This is a genomic window from Rhizobium sp. AG207R (assembly GCF_027109195.1).
Taxonomy (GTDB): Bacteria; Pseudomonadota; Alphaproteobacteria; order Rhizobiales; family Rhizobiaceae; genus Rhizobium; species Rhizobium dioscoreae.
Genome location: NZ_JAEPVT010000005.1, coordinates 454,298 through 469,938 on the forward strand (window position 1 = coordinate 454,298; position 15,641 = coordinate 469,938).

Here is a 15,641-nt window from a genome sequence, read left to right on the forward strand (position 1 = left end):
GGCCGCAGGCCGACGAGACGTCCGGTCTATGGCAGCTGGCTCTGAATGTCGCTCAATACGCCTTCGGGTTTCGAGTCTCCCGTCAGCGCGAGCGGCACATATTGCATCACCAGATTCTCGAACTGGTTCCATTTCTCGTTGATGCGGAACGGCGTGGTGTGGGCAAATATATATTGAAGCGTATCGCGTGTGCCGCTGACATTCTTGGCAGCGCCATCATACCAGGCGGTCTGCTGTGCAAGCCGGGCCGGCAGTGCGCGTCCGGCCGCGCCAAGGATTTCAGCGGCCTTGGGGCCTGTCAGCACCTGCAGCGCCTTGAATGCGGCATCCTTGTGCTGACTGGTGGCGGAGATACCCCAGCCCGAGCCGGCCGTAATGAAGCGCGAAGAGCCGCTGCCGCGCGGCAGCGGTGCGATGCCGATCTTGAAATCGACATTGGCCTGCCCGGTAATCAATGACCAGGGACCGTCGATATACATGGCGACATTGCCCGAAGCGAAGCGGCCGCTTGCGGCCGAAGCATCGGCCGCGGAGGCAAAGACCGGCGAGAGTTTGTCCTTGGCGGTGAGATCGGCGTATTTGCTGAACGCATCGACAAAGCCGGCATTGGTAAGGTCGAATTCATTGTCGGCGTTGAAATAATCAGCACCGAGCGCGACGGGGCCGGCGATGAAATCAAAAGCCTGGGTGCCATAGCCGTAGACTCCATCCTTGGTTAGTGCCTTGGCGTCGGCCTTGAAGTCGTCGAACGTCCAGTCTTTGGCCGGCTCCTTCAAGCCGGCGGCTGCGAACTTGTCGCGATTGTAGAAGACCATCCACGGGCCGACATCGTAGGGCAGCGCATAGAGTTTGCCGTCCTGCGAAAGACCGGACATGATCGATGTCTCGAAATCAGCCACCTTCACGTCGCTGCCTTTCACGTAATCATCGAGCGGTGTCAGGATCGAAGAGAAATTCGGCAGGCGCATCGATTGCATCGAGACGATATCGGCGACCTGACCCGATGCTGCCAGAACCGGCAGGCGTGTCCAGTAGTCCGTCCAGCCCGAAAGCTGCAGCTTGACCTTGATATCGGGATATTGCTTGTTGACGAGATCGGCCAGCTGCTGCCAGAGCTCCGCATCGTTCGGCGCGCCCCACATCTGCCAGGTAAGGGTCACGGCGGTATCCTGCGCTTGCGCGCAGATGCCGGGTAGTGAACCCGCCGCAAGGGCGGCGGCAAAGATCAATGAATGCTTCATGATTGTTCCTCCTCCTCAATGACTTTCGTTGCAGTGACGTTCATCACTATCCGGACGCTCCCCTCCGGCTTGGTCTTGCGGCTCGTTCACGCCGCGATCATCGCCTCCAGGTCGGCGATCAGGCCGATCAGTTCGCTTCGCTGACGCTGCCACGTGTCCGGACCTTGCTCCGGCTCCAGAATGGCCGTCATCCGCTGGAGAAAGTCGGGCGGCAGCCGTTCGAGTTCGGCTGCCATGGGCAGATTCCAGCCGTCGCCCGGAAAATAGACCCGGTTGAAGGCAAAGACGGTCTGTAGAATGGCATTGGCAAGCTTGCCTGTGAGACCGACGAGAAAGACGAGGTCGCGGCGAACGACCTTGCTCTCATAGTGATAATCTCGGGCCCAATAGCGCAGGACATCCATATATTGGCTGAGCACGGAAGCCCTGAGCGCTTCCGGATATTGCGCCAGCTGCTGCCTCCAGCCGGCCAGCAAACCCCTGGGATCGGCGATGATCTGCTGGTTGGCAAGATCGGTCGGCAGATGATAGCCCCAGATCGTCCATTCGAAGCTCTTGGGCACGACCACTCCGGCAAGCCAGGAATCCAGGTCGCGCTGGACGCCGGCATACCGCCGCATCCAGACGCCATCCATGCGGATGCCTTCGGCCTGCCAGTCTCGCAGCGCGGCATCGAAACGCCGCCACGCCGCGGTTTGCCGGACCTCCGGTCCGCGATAGGCGTCGGCATAGACCCTGAAGTCGAAATCTGATTGCGCATCCGACCTCCCCTTGCCGCGCGATCCGGCGAGTGCAACGGCACCATTGCCGTCTTCTGCCAGATCGGCGATCAAGGGGGTCATCGCGGCTATGAGTTCGGTTTCGCGGCTCACGGCGGCACAGGACGGCTGGGTTTCGCTATCCCCCTCAATCCTTGAGGATCAGTTCGATGACTGGCGTCACGACGTCAGGCTTGAGCACCGGCAATTCCAAGGTCAGAATGCCCTCTCCGACGGCGACGCCCACATTGGAGTCGACTTCCGCATCCGGGTCGAGCCAATGAAGCTCGCTGGCATCGTGCAGGAACTGTGCATATTTGACCTTGCGCCCCAGCTCTTCGATATGGATGTGGCGGAAGGGCCAGGTCTGTATATGCAGGTAGAGCCGATTACCTTTCTGCGTGAAGCGGCATCCGTTGGGCGCCTTATAGGTCGAAGGTCCTGCGCCATAGATCGCGCGGCCGTTCAGGCGCAGCCATTCGCCATAGGTGTCGAGCGCCTTGATGGCGCGGGCGTCGAAGGTGCCACGGCCGGTCGGGCCGACATTCATCAGCAGATTGCCGCCGAGCGAGACCGTGTCGACCAGGATGTTGATGAGCTGGCCAGCATCCTTCCAGCTGGTCTCGTCGCGATAATAGCCCCAGGAGCCGCTGAAGGTGTGGCAAGCTTCCCATCGTACCGGCAGGCCGGCAACGGTCGGTGCGACGCGCGGCGTATATTGCTCCGGCGTGACGAGTTCGGGCATGTGATCCGCATCGCGCGGCAAGTCGAGGCGGTCGCCGACGATGATATCGGGCTGTAGCTGGCGCACCAGTTTCATCAGGTCGTCGCTCTCCCAATCGGCACGTCCCTTGCCGGGCAGGCCCTTGTAGACGCGCTGGGGATAGCTGAAATCGAACCAGATCACGTCGATCTTGCCGAAGTTCGTCAGAAGCTCGGTCACCTGATCGCGCATGTATTTCGCATAACGCTTGACGTCGCGGCCCTCGTTGAGCTTGGCGGCGTCGGGATGGTTTCGCTGGGGGTGATGTCCGTCGATCGGGAAATCGGGGTGGTGCCAGTCGAGCAGCGAATAATAGAAGCCGACCTTGAGCCCTTCGGCACGAAGTGCTTCGACATAGGGGCCGATCAGGTCCTTGCCATAGGGTGTGTTGGTGACCTTGTAGTCGGTGACCTTGCTGTCCCACAGGCAGAAGCCTTCATGGTGCTTGGCGGTCAGAACAACATATTTCATGCCGGCTTCGCGAGCGCGGCGTGCCCATTCGCGGGCGTCGTAGAGGTCGGGGTCGAAATTGTCGAAATATTTCTGATAGGCCTCGGTGGTGAACTCCTCCCGGTTCTTCAGCCATTCGTGACGTGCGCCGAGGGCGTAAAGTCCGAAGTGGATGAACATGCCGAAGCGGTCGTGTCCAAACCATGCCTTGCCGTCGGCCACATCCTGGCCGCCACTGATCGCTGCGTCGCTCACACTATCCTCCCAAGTGTTAAGGCTTCATCGAACCGGTTCGATTTGATAATTGATCCTCATGCCCGGTATGTCAAGCGCACTGTTGAAATCTCTTTCCGCATATTGCTTCACGGCCGGCAAATGGTAGATTTATGGCAGAGATTCACGGAAGGGAGCCTTTGATCGGAAGGCTCGAGGCGATAGAAACGGTTCGAAAAATTCATGGCCACCATTCGTGACGTCGCCAAACTCGCTGACGTATCCGTCTCGACGGTGTCGCTGGCCTTGAGCAATCCGGCGCGCGTCAGCCAGAAAACACTGGAGAAAATTCATCAGGCGATCGCTGCGGTCGGCTTCGTTGCCGATCCGCTTGCCCAGAGCCTGGCGCGTGGGCGCAGCCGCATGATTGGCTTCATCGTCGGCAATGTCGGCAACCCGTTTTTCGGGGATATCCGGCGCGAGCTGGAAAATTATGCGCTTGACCATCAGCACTTCGTCGTCGTCACCGATTCCTCAGGCAAAACGGATCGCGAGAGGGCGATGGTCGAGCACCTGATCGGCCTGAAGACCGCAGGCCTTGCGCTTGCGCCGTCAGGCCATGATCGGGATTATATCGACTTCATTGCCGGCCTGAACCTGCCGATCGTCTGTTTCGACCAGAAGGTTGCCGGCATCGAGCGCGATTTCGTCGGCTCCGACAACTATCTGGCCGGGGCGATGCTGACGGAACATCTCCTGCAGCTCGGCCACAGGCGCATCGCCGTCATCACCGGCCCGAGCCATATGCATACCGCGACGGAGAGATATCGCGGCTTTGCCGATACGATGGCCAATGCCGGCGTAGACATCAATCCGAATTTCGTCGTCGACGGCCAGTTCACGCGCACAGCCGGCTACGAGGCGGCCATGCGTTTGCTGATCCAGCCCGAACGCCCCACTGCGATCCTCGGCACCAATAACGCAGTTGCGCTCTCGGCGCTGCAAGCCATGCAGGAGCTGGGCTTCCGCTGTCCCGAAGACATCTCGCTCGCCATGATCGACAATGTGCAGTGGAGTTCGGTCATCACGCCGCGCATTACCATGGTGGTCCAGGATACGCTGGCGCTCGGCGGCATCATTGCAAGACGCCTGATGCACCGCATCACCAATCCGCAAGGTGCGGTCGAGCCGCCGCAGGATTTCGTGCTGACGCCGAAATTCGTTCCGGGCAATTCCTGTCGGAGAATTTAGAACTCTTTGCACCTTGCATTGGGGCGCCGAAGACATCTTGTGCTTTGGCGGCGAACGTTCTCAGGATTGCCTCAGAACTGGTTGCCGAAGCCGAGCCGGAAGTTTCCCCTTGTCGTAGTCTTGCTTCAGGAACGCCATGGCGGAGCTGAGATTGATCACACCGAATGGTAAAGCACAGATTGCCGATCTAGTCTCGCACAAGGTCTGATTGCGATAGTTCAGGCGGGGCGAATATCGATGAACTGCGCTGTGGGGGCGATCTATGATTTCGACGTATCTCGGCTACGTGTCCGCGACAAAGGACATGGCATCGACGCTTGCGCGCATCGCCAAGCAGGCGACGGTCAAAAGCGACCAGCAATATTACGATGCGCATATCGGCAAGATTAAGAATGTCGATGAGTTTCTGAGCGACTACAAGCTGTATAGCTATGCGATGAAGGCCTATGGCCTCGAGGACATGACCTACGCCAAGGCCTTCATGAAAAAGGTCCTGACCAGCGACCTTAGCGACACGAGCAGCTTTGCAAACAAACTGACGGACAGCCGTTACCGGCAATTCGCTGCCGCTTTCAATTTCGGCGGCACGTCAAAAAATCAATCGGCTCAGAGCGATTCACAGAAGAGCGATACGATCGGGCTCTATGAGCAATCTTTCGCCAATGAAACGGCTTTGGCCAAGAAGGAAAGCAAGTTCTACGATAGCTGGATCGATAAGGTGTCGAACGTCGACGACATCGTCAACAGCAGCAGAATGACGGACTATATCCTGCGGGCGCACGGTTTAAACCCGGACAATATCTCGAAGGCGTTCCTCAAGTCGGTTCTGACCAGCGATGTCAACGACCCGAACAGCTTCGTCAACACCGCAAGCAATTTCTCGACGGCATCGCTGCAGCCGACATACAAGCTGATCGCGTCGCAGTTCAGTTTCAATGCCGACGGAACGCTTTCCGGTGCGACCGCGCAGACGGCGGAGCAGAAGGAGGCCATGATCTCGCGGTATGACAGCATGGTCCCGAGCCTGTTGAGCCCGGCTGCGGCCGCCAGCAACGACGATTACTATCGTCAGACGATCACGAAAGTTCAGTCGCTCAGCGACATAACCGGCGATAACAGGCTGTTTTCCTACATAAAGACCGCATTCAACCTGAATCCCAAGCTCACTCCGGTCCAATTCAACCTCGCTTTTACGAACTCCGATTATGCCGCCGTGACTGGAATGGCGGATATGGTTTCGCACTTTCAGTTTGCATCCGATGGTACGCTGCCCGCCGGTCAGCCGGCGCAGACGCCGCAAGCCATCGACGACATCTCGACCAAATATTTGAACCAGGCGAAAGATGCGAAACAGAACCTGTTCGGCGATGCGGAGAAACACTACAAGAGCGCGGTCGGCGAGATAAAGACGATTGCGGACTTCTTTGCCGCCAACGATACCAAGAACAAGAATCTTCCAACCGTGGAGGACATGGCGCTTCGTGCCTTTGGGATCGGCAAGAACGAGGTCTCCAGGGACCAGCTGCGCAAGATACTGGAGAGCGATCCCTATGACAGCAAGAGCTATGTCAATTCGCTGAAAGACGACAGATTCGTCGGGCTTGCCAAGGCTTTCAATTTCGACAGTGAGGGCAATCTGCGGGCGCCGGTCGCGCCCTTGTCCCAGACTTCGATCAACAGCCTGATCTCAGCCTATTCAAAGTCGAAGACCTTCGGATTGACCGGCGAGATGCGAGATAAGGCGGTCAAGGATGCGAAGGACGCAGCGACCGAATTCAGCAAGTCGATCTCCAAGATCAAGACGGTCGACGAACTCCTCGCAGACAAGAAGCTGACGGAGTTTATTCTCGTTGCGAACAATATCGATCCCAAGTCGGTCGACAAGAATAGCTTGAAGAAGGCCTTCACCGCGGACCCCGAGGATGCCAAGGGCTTTCTGAACACGCAGGCAGGCCAGCAGTTCAAGGCGATGGTGAACGCCTTCAATTTCGACGCCAAGGGAAATCTGACCACGGCCAAGATCGAGCCGGGACAGAACAAGGGCGCGCGTCTCGCCACCAACGATCTCTATCTTCATCAGACCCTGGAGACGCAGCAGGGAAGCTCCAACGAAGGTGTTCGTCTCGCTCTCTATTTTCAGCGCAAGGCACCCCAGGTCAATTCGGTCTACGATATCATGTCGGATCCGGCGCTCTACAATGTGATCAAAACGACTTATTCGCTACCCGCATCCATGTCGAACATGGATGTGACCCGTCAGGCGGCGATGCTTGAAAAGCTATTCCCGATCAAGGATTTGCATGATGCCGGCAAGGTGAACAATCTGCTCAAGCGCTTCTCGGCCGTCTATGATGCGGCAAATGGCGGGAATACGACCTCTGCCGCATCCGCCATCCTGACGCGCGGATCGGGGATTGGCATGAGCGCCGATCTGATGCTCTCGATTGCCCAGCTCAGATCGCGATAGCGCCTTCGTTTGCGATACTATTGATGCTGCAACACGCTCAGGCCCCCGTCCACGGTCAGGCAGGCGGCATTCATGAAGGGACACTCGTCCGAGACCATGAAGACCGCTGCCATGGCGATCTCGTGAGGGGTAGCGATGCGGCCGCCCGGATGCAGTTTCATCGTTTCGGCCTTCGCCTTTTCCGGGTCGGGGAAACTGTTCCAGTAATCGATGGCCTTCTGCGTTGCGACATAGCCGGGCGCGAGTGCGTTCACGCGTACGTTCTTCGAGGCATATTCGATCCCCAGAGATTTGGTCATGCCGAGAAGAGCATGCTTGGCAAGCGGGTAGGGGAAGGTATGCGGGATGATCGTGAAGGCGTGGGTTGAAGCGATGTTGAGTATGACGCCGCCGCCACGGGCGATCATCTCGGGCAGCACGGACCGGCAGCAATTCCAAGCGCCCTTGAGATTGATGTCAAAGCAGCGCTCCCAGTCCTCGTCCGTCGTCTTCAACGGTTCGGCGAAGACGTTGACCCCAGCATTGTTGACGAGCGCATTGATGCCGCCGATTTCGCCGGATGCTCTGGCCACGGCTACGCGCACGGCTTCGGCATCGGTGATGTCGGCCGCCTGATAGCCAAGATTGGCACCGTCTTCCTTCAGACTATCCGCAGCTTGTTCCAGCAGAGCTTCGTCGCGATCGATCAGGAAGATGCTTGCATCTTCAGCCATGCATGCCTCGGCTATGGCCAGCCCGATCCCCTGCGCGGCTCCGGTAATGAAGATCCGTTTTCCCGAAAGGCGATTTGACATTCAGTGTTCCTCTTTGTGCTGGGGCGGAAATCTCGCGGTCAGCCGACCCCTCAGGCTACCGCGAATATTCCTGTGGCCGCAGGCGGATCGATCCTGCAAATGTCTCTCCCGGCTGCAGGATTTTCAAATCTCCGAAGTCGGGGAGATTGTGACCGTTGGCGATGTGGGACATAGGCTCGAAGCAGAAATAATCATGGCGAAAGGTCGGATTGAAGTTCGTATCTGGAATGAAGATGAATGCGTGTCTGACTGAAGCGTCGGCGGTCAGCCGCAGGCCTGCATGTCTCTCCGGCCAGACGATCTCCGCTTCGCCGCTCCATCCCTCGAAGCCGTTGTTGACCCAGCGGCGAGGCAGGGGTGAGGGCGCGGAAAAGTCGAGATCGTCCGGAATCTCGGTACGTTCTCCCGGAAGCCAGCCTTCCGTTTCCGTCCAAAATCGCTGCGCCGGCGCAAAGAGTGTCGTCTCAGGGGTCATCGGGAAGTATGGATGCCAGCCTAGCCCGAAGGGCAGCGCCTCCTTGCCAGTGTTCTCAACGCTCATGTGAAGCATCAGCTCTTCGGATGACAGCGCGATGATCTGCCTCGCTGCGTAACTGTAGGGCGTATCGCCCTCCCGATGATGAAAGCCGATCTGCAATTCGTTGCCGATGCGGGAGAGGACGGACCATTCGGCTTGCCAACCGTCGCCATGAAGGTAGTGAGGATCCGAAGCCGTGTTCGGCCTCAGCCGATAGTCGCGCCCCGCGAACGCGAAACGATTGTTCCGCACGCGGTTGCCGAAGGGAACGAGGGGATAGCAGGCGGAGGCGGACGGATGCGCATCGTCCGGTGCGGATCTCAATAACGCAATCCTGCGCCCCTCCACCGTCCAGGTATAATCGAGCAATGTGCCGCCGAAGGTTGAAGCGCGAGCAGAAAGCGAACCGTCCCGCAAATCGATGATGGTCATTAAGCGGTTGCCTTCTCCCTACAACCAAGGCCGGTGCCGAACGCACAACACCCTATATCTGCCTCGGCCCATGTCAACGGATATATATGATTTATTTTCGGATCCTCTCTGAGGTTCTTGCCGGTATATCCCGCAATATATCCCTGTTCGGCATCTTAAGCGAGCCTTTGGCGATCAGCTAATGCCGCAACGGCATAAATAATCATACATAAATATTGACTGGTATGATGTTTTTTCATATTCAAGGTCTCGGGTCCGTTGGGCTGCAAATGCAGTTTAATTGTTATACAAATAATTGACTCATATTACAATATAACTTACGGAAATCGAGCGGTTCCCGGGAGATGGATGGGGACGCGCAAACAAAGGGAGAGAGATCATGCGCTTTTTCAAAGCGGCTATCCTTGCCGGCACCTTTGCCGTTCTGGCGGCCGGCTCTGCTTTCGCGGAGGACGTCAAGATCGGCTTCATCGTGAAGCAGCCCGAAGAACCATGGTTCCAGGACGAATGGAAATTCGCCGACCAGGCGGCCAAGGAGAAGGGCTTCACGCTCGTCAAGATCGGCGCTGAGGATGGCGAGAAGGTTCAGTCGGCGGTCGACAATCTCGGCGCGCAAGGAGCACAGGGCTTCATTATCTGCACCCCGGACGTGAAGCTCGGCCCTGGAATCGTTGCCAAGGCTGCCGCCAATCAGCTGAAGCTGATGACGGTCGACGACCGCCTGGTGAATGCCGAGGGCAAGCCGCTCGAAGATGTGCCGCATATGGGCATTTCCGCAACAAAGATCGGCGAGACCGTGGGCCAAGCGATCGTCGACGAAATCAAGAAGCGCGGCTGGGACATGAAGAATGTCGGCGCGATCCGCGTGTCCTACGATCAGCTGCCGACCGCCGTCGACCGCGTCGAAGGCGCGATCTCGGTTCTGAAGGCCGCAGGCTTTCCGGCTGCGAATATCTACGACGCGCCGCAGGCCAAGACCGATACGGAAGCAGCGCTCAACGCTGCGACCACCGTTCTCAACAAGCATGCCGATATCAAATACTGGGTTGCCTTCGGCCTTAACGACGAAGCTGTGCTTGGCGCTGTCCGCGCCTCGGAATCGGTCGGCATTCCCGCAACGAACATGATCGGCGTTGGTATCGGCGGCGCGGATTCGGCGATCAACGAATTCAAGAAGCCCGCCGCGACCGGCTTCTTCGGCACGGTCATCATCTCACCGAAGCGCCATGGTTATGAGACGGCGCTCAACATGTATGACTGGATCGCCAACAGCAAGGAGCCGCCGAAGCTCACGCTCACTTCCGGTTCCCTCGCACTGCGCGGCGACTATGAGAAGGTTCGCAAGGATCTCGGCATCGAATGATCATCCAGGCAGGATGATGTCCGTTCGGCGGCCTCACAAATGCCGCCGGACCTTCTCTCGATGGGGCAAGTATGGCTTTCCTTGAATTCAAGGGCATTTCCAAGGGCTATCCCGGTGTCCAGGCGCTGTCGAACGTCTCTTTCGATGTCGAAAGGGGTGCCGTGCACGGGCTGATGGGCGAAAACGGCGCCGGCAAGTCGACACTGATCCGGGTTCTCTCCGGCGATCAGGCTGCCGATAGCGGCAGCATCGTCATCGATGGCGTGGAGCAACACTATAGCTCCGTCCGCGATGCCTTTCATGCCGGCGTCATTGTCATCCATCAGGAACTGCAGCTGGTGCCGGAACTGACGGTTGCCGAAAACCTCTGGCTCGGCCGTTTTCCCGGCAAGGCCGGCGTGATCGACGGCAAGATGCTGATCGAGACCGTTCGCACGAAGCTCAAGGAAATCGGCATCGATGTTGATCCTGCGGCAAAGGTATCCTCGCTGTCGATCGGCGCGCGCCAGATGGTGGAGATCGCCAAGGCCGTCATGGTCGATGCGCGGGTGATCGCGCTCGATGAGCCGACCTCCTCGCTCTCGTCACGTGAAAGCGAAATCCTGTTTTCCCTGATCGACCGGTTGAGAGCCAACGGCACCGTCATTCTTTATGTCTCGCATCGCCTGGATGAGATCTTCCGGCTCTGCGACAGCCTCACCGTGCTGCGCGACGGCAAGCTTGCGGCCCATCATCCTGACATTGCCGATACGACGCGCGAACAGATCATCTCGCAAATGGTCGGCCGCGAGATCAGCAATATTTGGGGCTGGCGCGAACGCCCGCTCGGCGAGGTGCGTCTGGAAGTCAAGGGCCTCTCCGGTTCTAAGTTGCGCAATCCCGTCAGCTTCTCGGTTCGCAAGGGCGAAATCCTTGGCTTTTTCGGCCTCATCGGTGCCGGCCGAAGCGAAATGGCCCGGCTTCTCTATGGTGCCGATCATCGTCATCAGGGCAGCGTCTCGATAGACGGCGTTGCCGTCGCGCCGAACAATCCGAAGGCGGCCATCAGTGCCGGCATGGTTCTCTGCCCTGAGGATCGAAAGTTCGACGGCATCATTCAGGGGCGATCGATCGAGGAAAATATTGCGATTTCTTCGCGGCGGCATTTCTCGCCCTTCGGCATCCTTAATCCGAAGCAGGAAGCCTCGGTCGCCGATCAGTTCATCGCCAAGCTCAGGGTCCGTACGCCCTCCCGCAAGCAGGATATCGTCAATCTCTCGGGCGGCAACCAGCAGAAGGTCATCCTTGGCCGCTGGCTTTCGGAACAGGGCGTCAAGGTCCTCGTCATCGACGAGCCGACGCGCGGCATCGATGTCGGCGCCAAATCGGAAATCTATGAAATTCTCTACGAGCTGGCGGCTGGCGGCATGGCGATCGTCGTCATCTCCAGCGAGCTTCCCGAGGTCATGGGCATTTCCGATCGCATCATGGTCATGTGCCAGGGGCGCGTCGCAGCCAATGTCGCTCGCGCCGATTTCGACGAACGGGCCATTCTGACCGCAGCCTTGCCCGATAAGAATGCCGCCGGCACGATCTAATTCAGGAATGGTAGTGATGAATTCGTTGAAAAAAATTCTCCTCGGCGAACAGGGCCTCGTGGTGATCTTCGCGATCGCCTTCGTGATCGTCTCGCTCTTTGTGCCGAGCTTCCTGACGGAGCGCAACATGCTCGGTCTGCTGCAGTCGGTGGTGACGATCGGCATCGTCGCCTGCACGATGATGTTCTGCCTGGCCTCGCGCGACTTCGATCTTTCGGTTGGTTCGACGGTCGCCTTCTCGGGCATGATCGCCGTCATGGTGTCGAACTCCACCGGCTCCATTCCGCTCGGCCTGCTCGCCGCGCTGATATGCGGCAGCGTCGTCGGCGTCGTCAATGGAGTCGTCATCGCCAAGTTCCGCATCAACGCGCTGATCACCACGCTCGCGACGATGCAGATCGTGCGCGGCCTCGCCTTGATCGCGTCTGATGGCCGTGCCGTCGGCATCAACGATCCGGCCTTCTATCAGCTCGCGCTGTCGCGCTTTCTGACGGTGCCGACGCCGATCTGGATCATGGTGCTGCTCTTCATCATCTTCGGCTTTACGCTCAACCGCACTGTTTTCGGCAAGAACACGCTTGCGATCGGCGGCAATCCCGAGGCGTCGCGTCTGGCCGGCGTCAATGTCGTCAACATGCGGATCTGGATCTTTGCCTTGCAGGGTCTCGTCTGCGCCATTGCCGGCATTCTGCTTGCCTCGCGCATCACCTCGGGCCAGCCGAACGCGGCAACCGGGCTCGAGCTTTCCGTCATCTCGGCCTGCGTGCTTGGCGGCGTGTCTCTCGCGGGCGGGCGTGCAGCGATGACTGGCGTGATCGTCGGCGTCCTCATCATGGGCATTGCCGAGAACGTCATGAACCTGCTCAATATCCAGGCCTTCTATCAATATCTCGTGCGCGGCTGCATTCTGCTGCTTGCCGTTCTGTTGGACAATCTGCGCTCGTCCGCGGTAGGGCGTGGCAGTCGTTTGTAACGGTCGGATTTCCTTGGAGAAGTTTGGGGAGAAGTTTATCGAGCTTGCAGTTGCGCATTGATGCCGGGGCGTGGTGCCGCTCATGATCGCTGATGGGTCAGCGGAAGGGAGTGCTAGGGATGAGTACGCGTTTGGGGTCTTTACGGACGACGCCGGCCGGGGCCGCGCCTGAGCAGGGAAGGCGTACCGTGCGCGAGGAGCTGTTGAAGAAGCTCATCGGCCAGATCGTCTCGGGCTCTCTCGCCGAGGGCTCGGTTCTTCCCAATGAGGCTGAACTCTCGGAAGTTTACGGCGTTAGCCGCACCAGCCTGCGCGAAGCCATGCAATATTTGTCGGCGCTGGGGATGGTCCGTTCGCGCACCCGCGCCGGTACCACTGTTCTGCCACGAGAGAACTGGAACTATCTGGACCCGCTGGTTCTCGATGCGACCCTGGCACTCAGCAATGACCGCAGCTTCTACGATTCCCTGCTCGATGCGCGGCAAGTGCTGGAACCCGCCGCCGCCGCACAGGCGGCTGCTAATGCCACGGCCAAGCAGCTCGCACAGATTGCCGAGGCCTTCGAGGATATGGTCGCTGCCAATGCCCGCGACAACGAGGCATGGAGCCAAGCAGATCTGGAGTTTCATACCGCGATCATCAATGCTAGCGGCAACTGGGTTTTCCGGCAGTTCGCCACTGCGATCCGCGCCGCTTTGCTCGCGAGTTTTCGCCTGACCAACCGGGCCAGCCAGTCGCATGATTACGCGATCGCGCGCCATCAGGATGTCCTGGATGCGATCCGCATGCGCCGGCCCGATGCTGCACGTTTTGCCATGGAGCAGCTCATCGGAACGGCCAGAATGGAGCTTAGCGACGCCCTGCGTGCCGCTAAGCTGAAGGACGGATCGGAATAGGCTGCTTTTTGGACAGGCCGGAAGCAGATACGACCCGTTTACTTTGTCGTATAGCCACCGTTGACGAGAATGGTCTGTCCGGTCATCCACCAACCGTCGGAGACCAGGAACCGGATATAGGGCACGATATCCTCGATATCGGTAAGGCCGGTCTTCGAAAACTTCGAGAGAGCGGCGGCGCCCTTGTGATAGGCCTGGGCATCGGCGCTTTCCGCTGGGTAGAAGAAAGGCGTGTCCATCGGACCGGGGCCGATCGCGGTCACCGAGATGCCGCGATCGCCGAATTCCTTGGCCGCAGCGCGGGTAAAATGCTCGACTGGCGCCTTGGTCCCGGCATAGCTTGAATAGAACGGCGTGAAGGCACCGAGCAGCGACGTGACGAGCGTGCAGATCTTGCCGTTGTCGTTGAGCGATTTGCCGGCCTCCTTGAGGAAGAAGAAGGCCGATTTCGAATTGACGGCACTCATCTCGTCATATTCTGCCTCGGAGATATCGACGATCGGCTTCTTCAGCACCTTACCGACCGTATTGATCGCAATATCGGGGCGGCCGAAGGCGGCAATGGCCTCGGCAAAGAGTTTCTCCACCGCGCCTGCTGTCGTGAGATTGGCCTGGAATGCGGCAGCTTCGGCACCGGCTGCCTTGATGGCCGCAACCGTCGCATCGGCATCAGCCTTGGTAGCGGCGCTGTTGTAGTGGACGGCGATCGCTTTTGCGCCGTGCGCTGCGAAGTCGCGGGCGATCAGGCCGCCTAGATTCTTGGCGCCGCCGGCAATGATGACGGTTTTCCCTTTGATCGAATGATCGGTCATGAAAGAGCCCTCCTTGGGAAGTGGGACGGCACCGTGCCGCCCTTCCTGAAGCAAATCTATCGTCTGGAATTTGCCGATAAAGCGGTCTAATTTAACATCATCTGTCAGAATTAACGGACAATAGCGGTATAGCTTTTGGATCGCATCGACCTCTTCAGGATTTTCACGCGTGTCGTGGAATGCAGCAGCTTCACCCGCGCAGCGGATACGTTGGGCTTGCCGCGCTCCTCGGTCTCCGCTGCCGTCATGGAGCTGGAGGGCCGCGTCGGCGCGCGTCTGCTTCACCGCAGTACGCGCAAGGTGTCGCCCACCCAGGATGGCACGGCCTTCTACGACCGCTGCCTGAGGGTAATTGCCGATGTCGAGGAGACGGAAAGCCTGTTTCGACAGAGTGACGCCAAACCATCCGGTAAATTGCGGACGGATGTGCCGGGCCGCATCGGTCGCCTGATCATAGCGCCGGCGCTACCGTCATTTCTCGATCAGTTTCCCGATATCGAAGTGGATCTCGGCGTTACCGACCGTGCCGTCAATCTGGTGGAGGACAGCGTCGATTGCGTGTTGCGCGTCGGCCCGCTTGTTGATTCAGGGCTGATTGCCCGGCCGATCGGAAAATTGCCGCTCATCAATGTCGCAAGTCCTGCCTATCTGTCGAGGCATGGTACGCCGCAAACGCCCGAAGATCTCGGCCGCCATTGGGCCGTGAATTATGCCTCGCCCTCGACCGGGCGAACCGAGCCCTGGGAATGGTTGGAAGACGGGGTATTGCGCAGCCTGCCGATGCGAGGCCGCGTGACCGTCAATAGCGCCGAGGCCTATATCGCCTGCTGTGTCGCTGGCCTGGGGCTGATCCAGAATCCGGCCTATGACCTACGCCAGCATCTGGAGGCGGGCGAACTTGTCGAGGTCATGCCAGATCATCGGGCGGAACCGCTGCAGATGACGTTGCTCTATCCGCATCGCAGGCATCTCTCCCGCCGCGTTCATGTTTTCGCCGACTGGCTACAGGCGCTCCTGGAGGAGACCGTGATCCCTCGCTCGAGCTCGTTCGAATGAAAAGCCGGATGGACGTGAGAAACGCCCACGATGCGGACGGCTTGTTTGTTCAGTTTACGGTCACTTGCCGTTATGATG

General features: G+C 58.8%; 13 protein-coding genes. 7 read left to right on the forward strand and 6 right to left on the reverse strand.

Annotation, left to right across the window (positions count from 1 at the left end; all coding sequences use genetic code 11):
* Nucleotides 1–26: 26 nt before the first annotated feature.
* The 3 genes from JJQ51_RS14640 to JJQ51_RS14650 all read right to left on the reverse strand — a co-directional run bounded on the left by JJQ51_RS14640 (nucleotide 27) and on the right by JJQ51_RS14650 (nucleotide 3,467).
* Entirely contained in the window at nucleotides 27–1,241 is a 1,215-nt protein-coding gene (locus JJQ51_RS14640; RefSeq protein WP_113329514.1) for an ABC transporter substrate-binding protein, read from the reverse strand.
* An 86-nt stretch (nucleotides 1,242–1,327) separates the two neighbouring features.
* Nucleotides 1,328–2,113 (reverse strand): DUF4037 domain-containing protein, encoded by a 786-nt coding sequence (locus JJQ51_RS14645; protein ID WP_113329515.1) that lies wholly within the window; start codon nucleotides 2,111–2,113, stop codon nucleotides 1,328–1,330.
* A gap of 34 nt (nucleotides 2,114–2,147) precedes the next feature.
* Complete coding sequence (locus JJQ51_RS14650; protein ID WP_113350704.1) at nucleotides 2,148–3,467, reverse strand: alpha-L-fucosidase; 1,320 nt, start codon at nucleotides 3,465–3,467, stop codon at nucleotides 2,148–2,150.
* Nucleotides 3,468–3,668: 201 nt separating this feature from the next.
* Between JJQ51_RS14650 and JJQ51_RS14655 the strand changes: the two genes are divergently transcribed.
* Nucleotides 3,669–4,676, forward strand: coding sequence for a LacI family DNA-binding transcriptional regulator (locus JJQ51_RS14655; RefSeq protein ID WP_113350703.1), 1,008 nt, complete (start codon nucleotides 3,669–3,671; stop codon nucleotides 4,674–4,676).
* A 262-nt stretch (nucleotides 4,677–4,938) separates the two neighbouring features.
* Entirely contained in the window at nucleotides 4,939–7,143 is a 2,205-nt protein-coding gene (locus JJQ51_RS14660) for a DUF1217 domain-containing protein (protein WP_113350702.1), read from the forward strand.
* A gap of 17 nt (nucleotides 7,144–7,160) precedes the next feature.
* On the opposite strand, the gene JJQ51_RS14665 is transcribed toward JJQ51_RS14660, so the two are convergent.
* Together JJQ51_RS14665 and JJQ51_RS14670 are read right to left on the reverse strand one after the other, a co-directional pair.
* On the reverse strand, nucleotides 7,161–7,937 hold the full coding sequence (locus JJQ51_RS14665) for an SDR family oxidoreductase (protein ID WP_113350701.1): 777 nt from the start codon (nucleotides 7,935–7,937) through the stop codon (nucleotides 7,161–7,163).
* Between the two features lie 55 nt (nucleotides 7,938–7,992).
* The gene (locus JJQ51_RS14670) at nucleotides 7,993–8,886 is read right to left on the reverse strand and encodes an aldose 1-epimerase (RefSeq protein ID WP_113350700.1); all 894 of its coding nucleotides are present in this window, start codon (nucleotides 8,884–8,886) and stop codon (nucleotides 7,993–7,995) included.
* Nucleotides 8,887–9,265: 379 nt separating this feature from the next.
* Between JJQ51_RS14670 and JJQ51_RS14675 the strand changes: the two genes are divergently transcribed.
* From JJQ51_RS14675 to JJQ51_RS14690, 4 genes are all read left to right on the forward strand, one after another.
* Complete coding sequence (locus tag JJQ51_RS14675) at nucleotides 9,266–10,249, forward strand: arabinose ABC transporter substrate-binding protein (protein ID WP_113350699.1); 984 nt, start codon at nucleotides 9,266–9,268, stop codon at nucleotides 10,247–10,249.
* 71 nt (nucleotides 10,250–10,320) lie between these two features.
* Nucleotides 10,321–11,826, forward strand: coding sequence for an L-arabinose ABC transporter ATP-binding protein AraG (gene araG, locus JJQ51_RS14680; RefSeq protein WP_113350698.1), 1,506 nt, complete (start codon nucleotides 10,321–10,323; stop codon nucleotides 11,824–11,826).
* A gap of 16 nt (nucleotides 11,827–11,842) precedes the next feature.
* Nucleotides 11,843–12,799 carry an L-arabinose ABC transporter permease AraH gene (gene araH, locus JJQ51_RS14685; protein ID WP_162748756.1) on the forward strand — a complete coding sequence of 319 codons (957 nt, stop codon included), beginning with the start codon at nucleotides 11,843–11,845 and terminating at the stop codon, nucleotides 12,797–12,799.
* Between the two features lie 119 nt (nucleotides 12,800–12,918).
* Nucleotides 12,919–13,695 carry a FadR/GntR family transcriptional regulator gene (locus tag JJQ51_RS14690; RefSeq protein WP_113329523.1) on the forward strand — a complete coding sequence of 259 codons (777 nt, stop codon included), beginning with the start codon at nucleotides 12,919–12,921 and terminating at the stop codon, nucleotides 13,693–13,695.
* Nucleotides 13,696–13,733: 38 nt separating this feature from the next.
* Here the strand turns inward: JJQ51_RS14690 and JJQ51_RS14695 are convergent, their stop codons facing one another.
* The gene (locus JJQ51_RS14695) at nucleotides 13,734–14,507 is read right to left on the reverse strand and encodes an SDR family oxidoreductase (RefSeq protein ID WP_113329524.1); all 774 of its coding nucleotides are present in this window, start codon (nucleotides 14,505–14,507) and stop codon (nucleotides 13,734–13,736) included.
* A 135-nt stretch (nucleotides 14,508–14,642) separates the two neighbouring features.
* Between JJQ51_RS14695 and JJQ51_RS14700 the strand changes: the two genes are divergently transcribed.
* A complete protein-coding gene (locus JJQ51_RS14700; protein ID WP_113329525.1) occupies nucleotides 14,643–15,563 on the forward strand; it encodes a LysR family transcriptional regulator in 921 nt (306 codons plus the stop codon).
* Nucleotides 15,564–15,641 lie beyond the last annotated feature (78 nt).

What these genes read in the sequence shown, in the direction of transcription:
- JJQ51_RS14640 (WP_113329514.1), bottom strand. Translation starts at nt 1,241, where the DNA reads ATGAAGCATTCATTGATCTTTGCCGCCGCCCTTGCGGCGGGTTCACTA.
- JJQ51_RS14655 (WP_113350703.1), top strand. Translation starts at nt 3,669, where the DNA reads ATGGCCACCATTCGTGACGTCGCCAAACTCGCTGACGTATCCGTCTCG.
- JJQ51_RS14660 (WP_113350702.1), top strand. Translation starts at nt 4,939, where the DNA reads ATGATTTCGACGTATCTCGGCTACGTGTCCGCGACAAAGGACATGGCA.
- JJQ51_RS14665 (WP_113350701.1), bottom strand. Translation starts at nt 7,937, where the DNA reads ATGTCAAATCGCCTTTCGGGAAAACGGATCTTCATTACCGGAGCCGCG.
- JJQ51_RS14670 (WP_113350700.1), bottom strand. Translation starts at nt 8,886, where the DNA reads ATGACCATCATCGATTTGCGGGACGGTTCGCTTTCTGCTCGCGCTTCA.
- JJQ51_RS14675 (WP_113350699.1), top strand. Translation starts at nt 9,266, where the DNA reads ATGCGCTTTTTCAAAGCGGCTATCCTTGCCGGCACCTTTGCCGTTCTG.
- araG (WP_113350698.1), top strand. Translation starts at nt 10,321, where the DNA reads ATGGCTTTCCTTGAATTCAAGGGCATTTCCAAGGGCTATCCCGGTGTC.
- araH (WP_162748756.1), top strand. Translation starts at nt 11,843, where the DNA reads ATGAATTCGTTGAAAAAAATTCTCCTCGGCGAACAGGGCCTCGTGGTG.
- JJQ51_RS14690 (WP_113329523.1), top strand. Translation starts at nt 12,919, where the DNA reads ATGAGTACGCGTTTGGGGTCTTTACGGACGACGCCGGCCGGGGCCGCG.
- JJQ51_RS14695 (WP_113329524.1), bottom strand. Translation starts at nt 14,507, where the DNA reads ATGACCGATCATTCGATCAAAGGGAAAACCGTCATCATTGCCGGCGGC.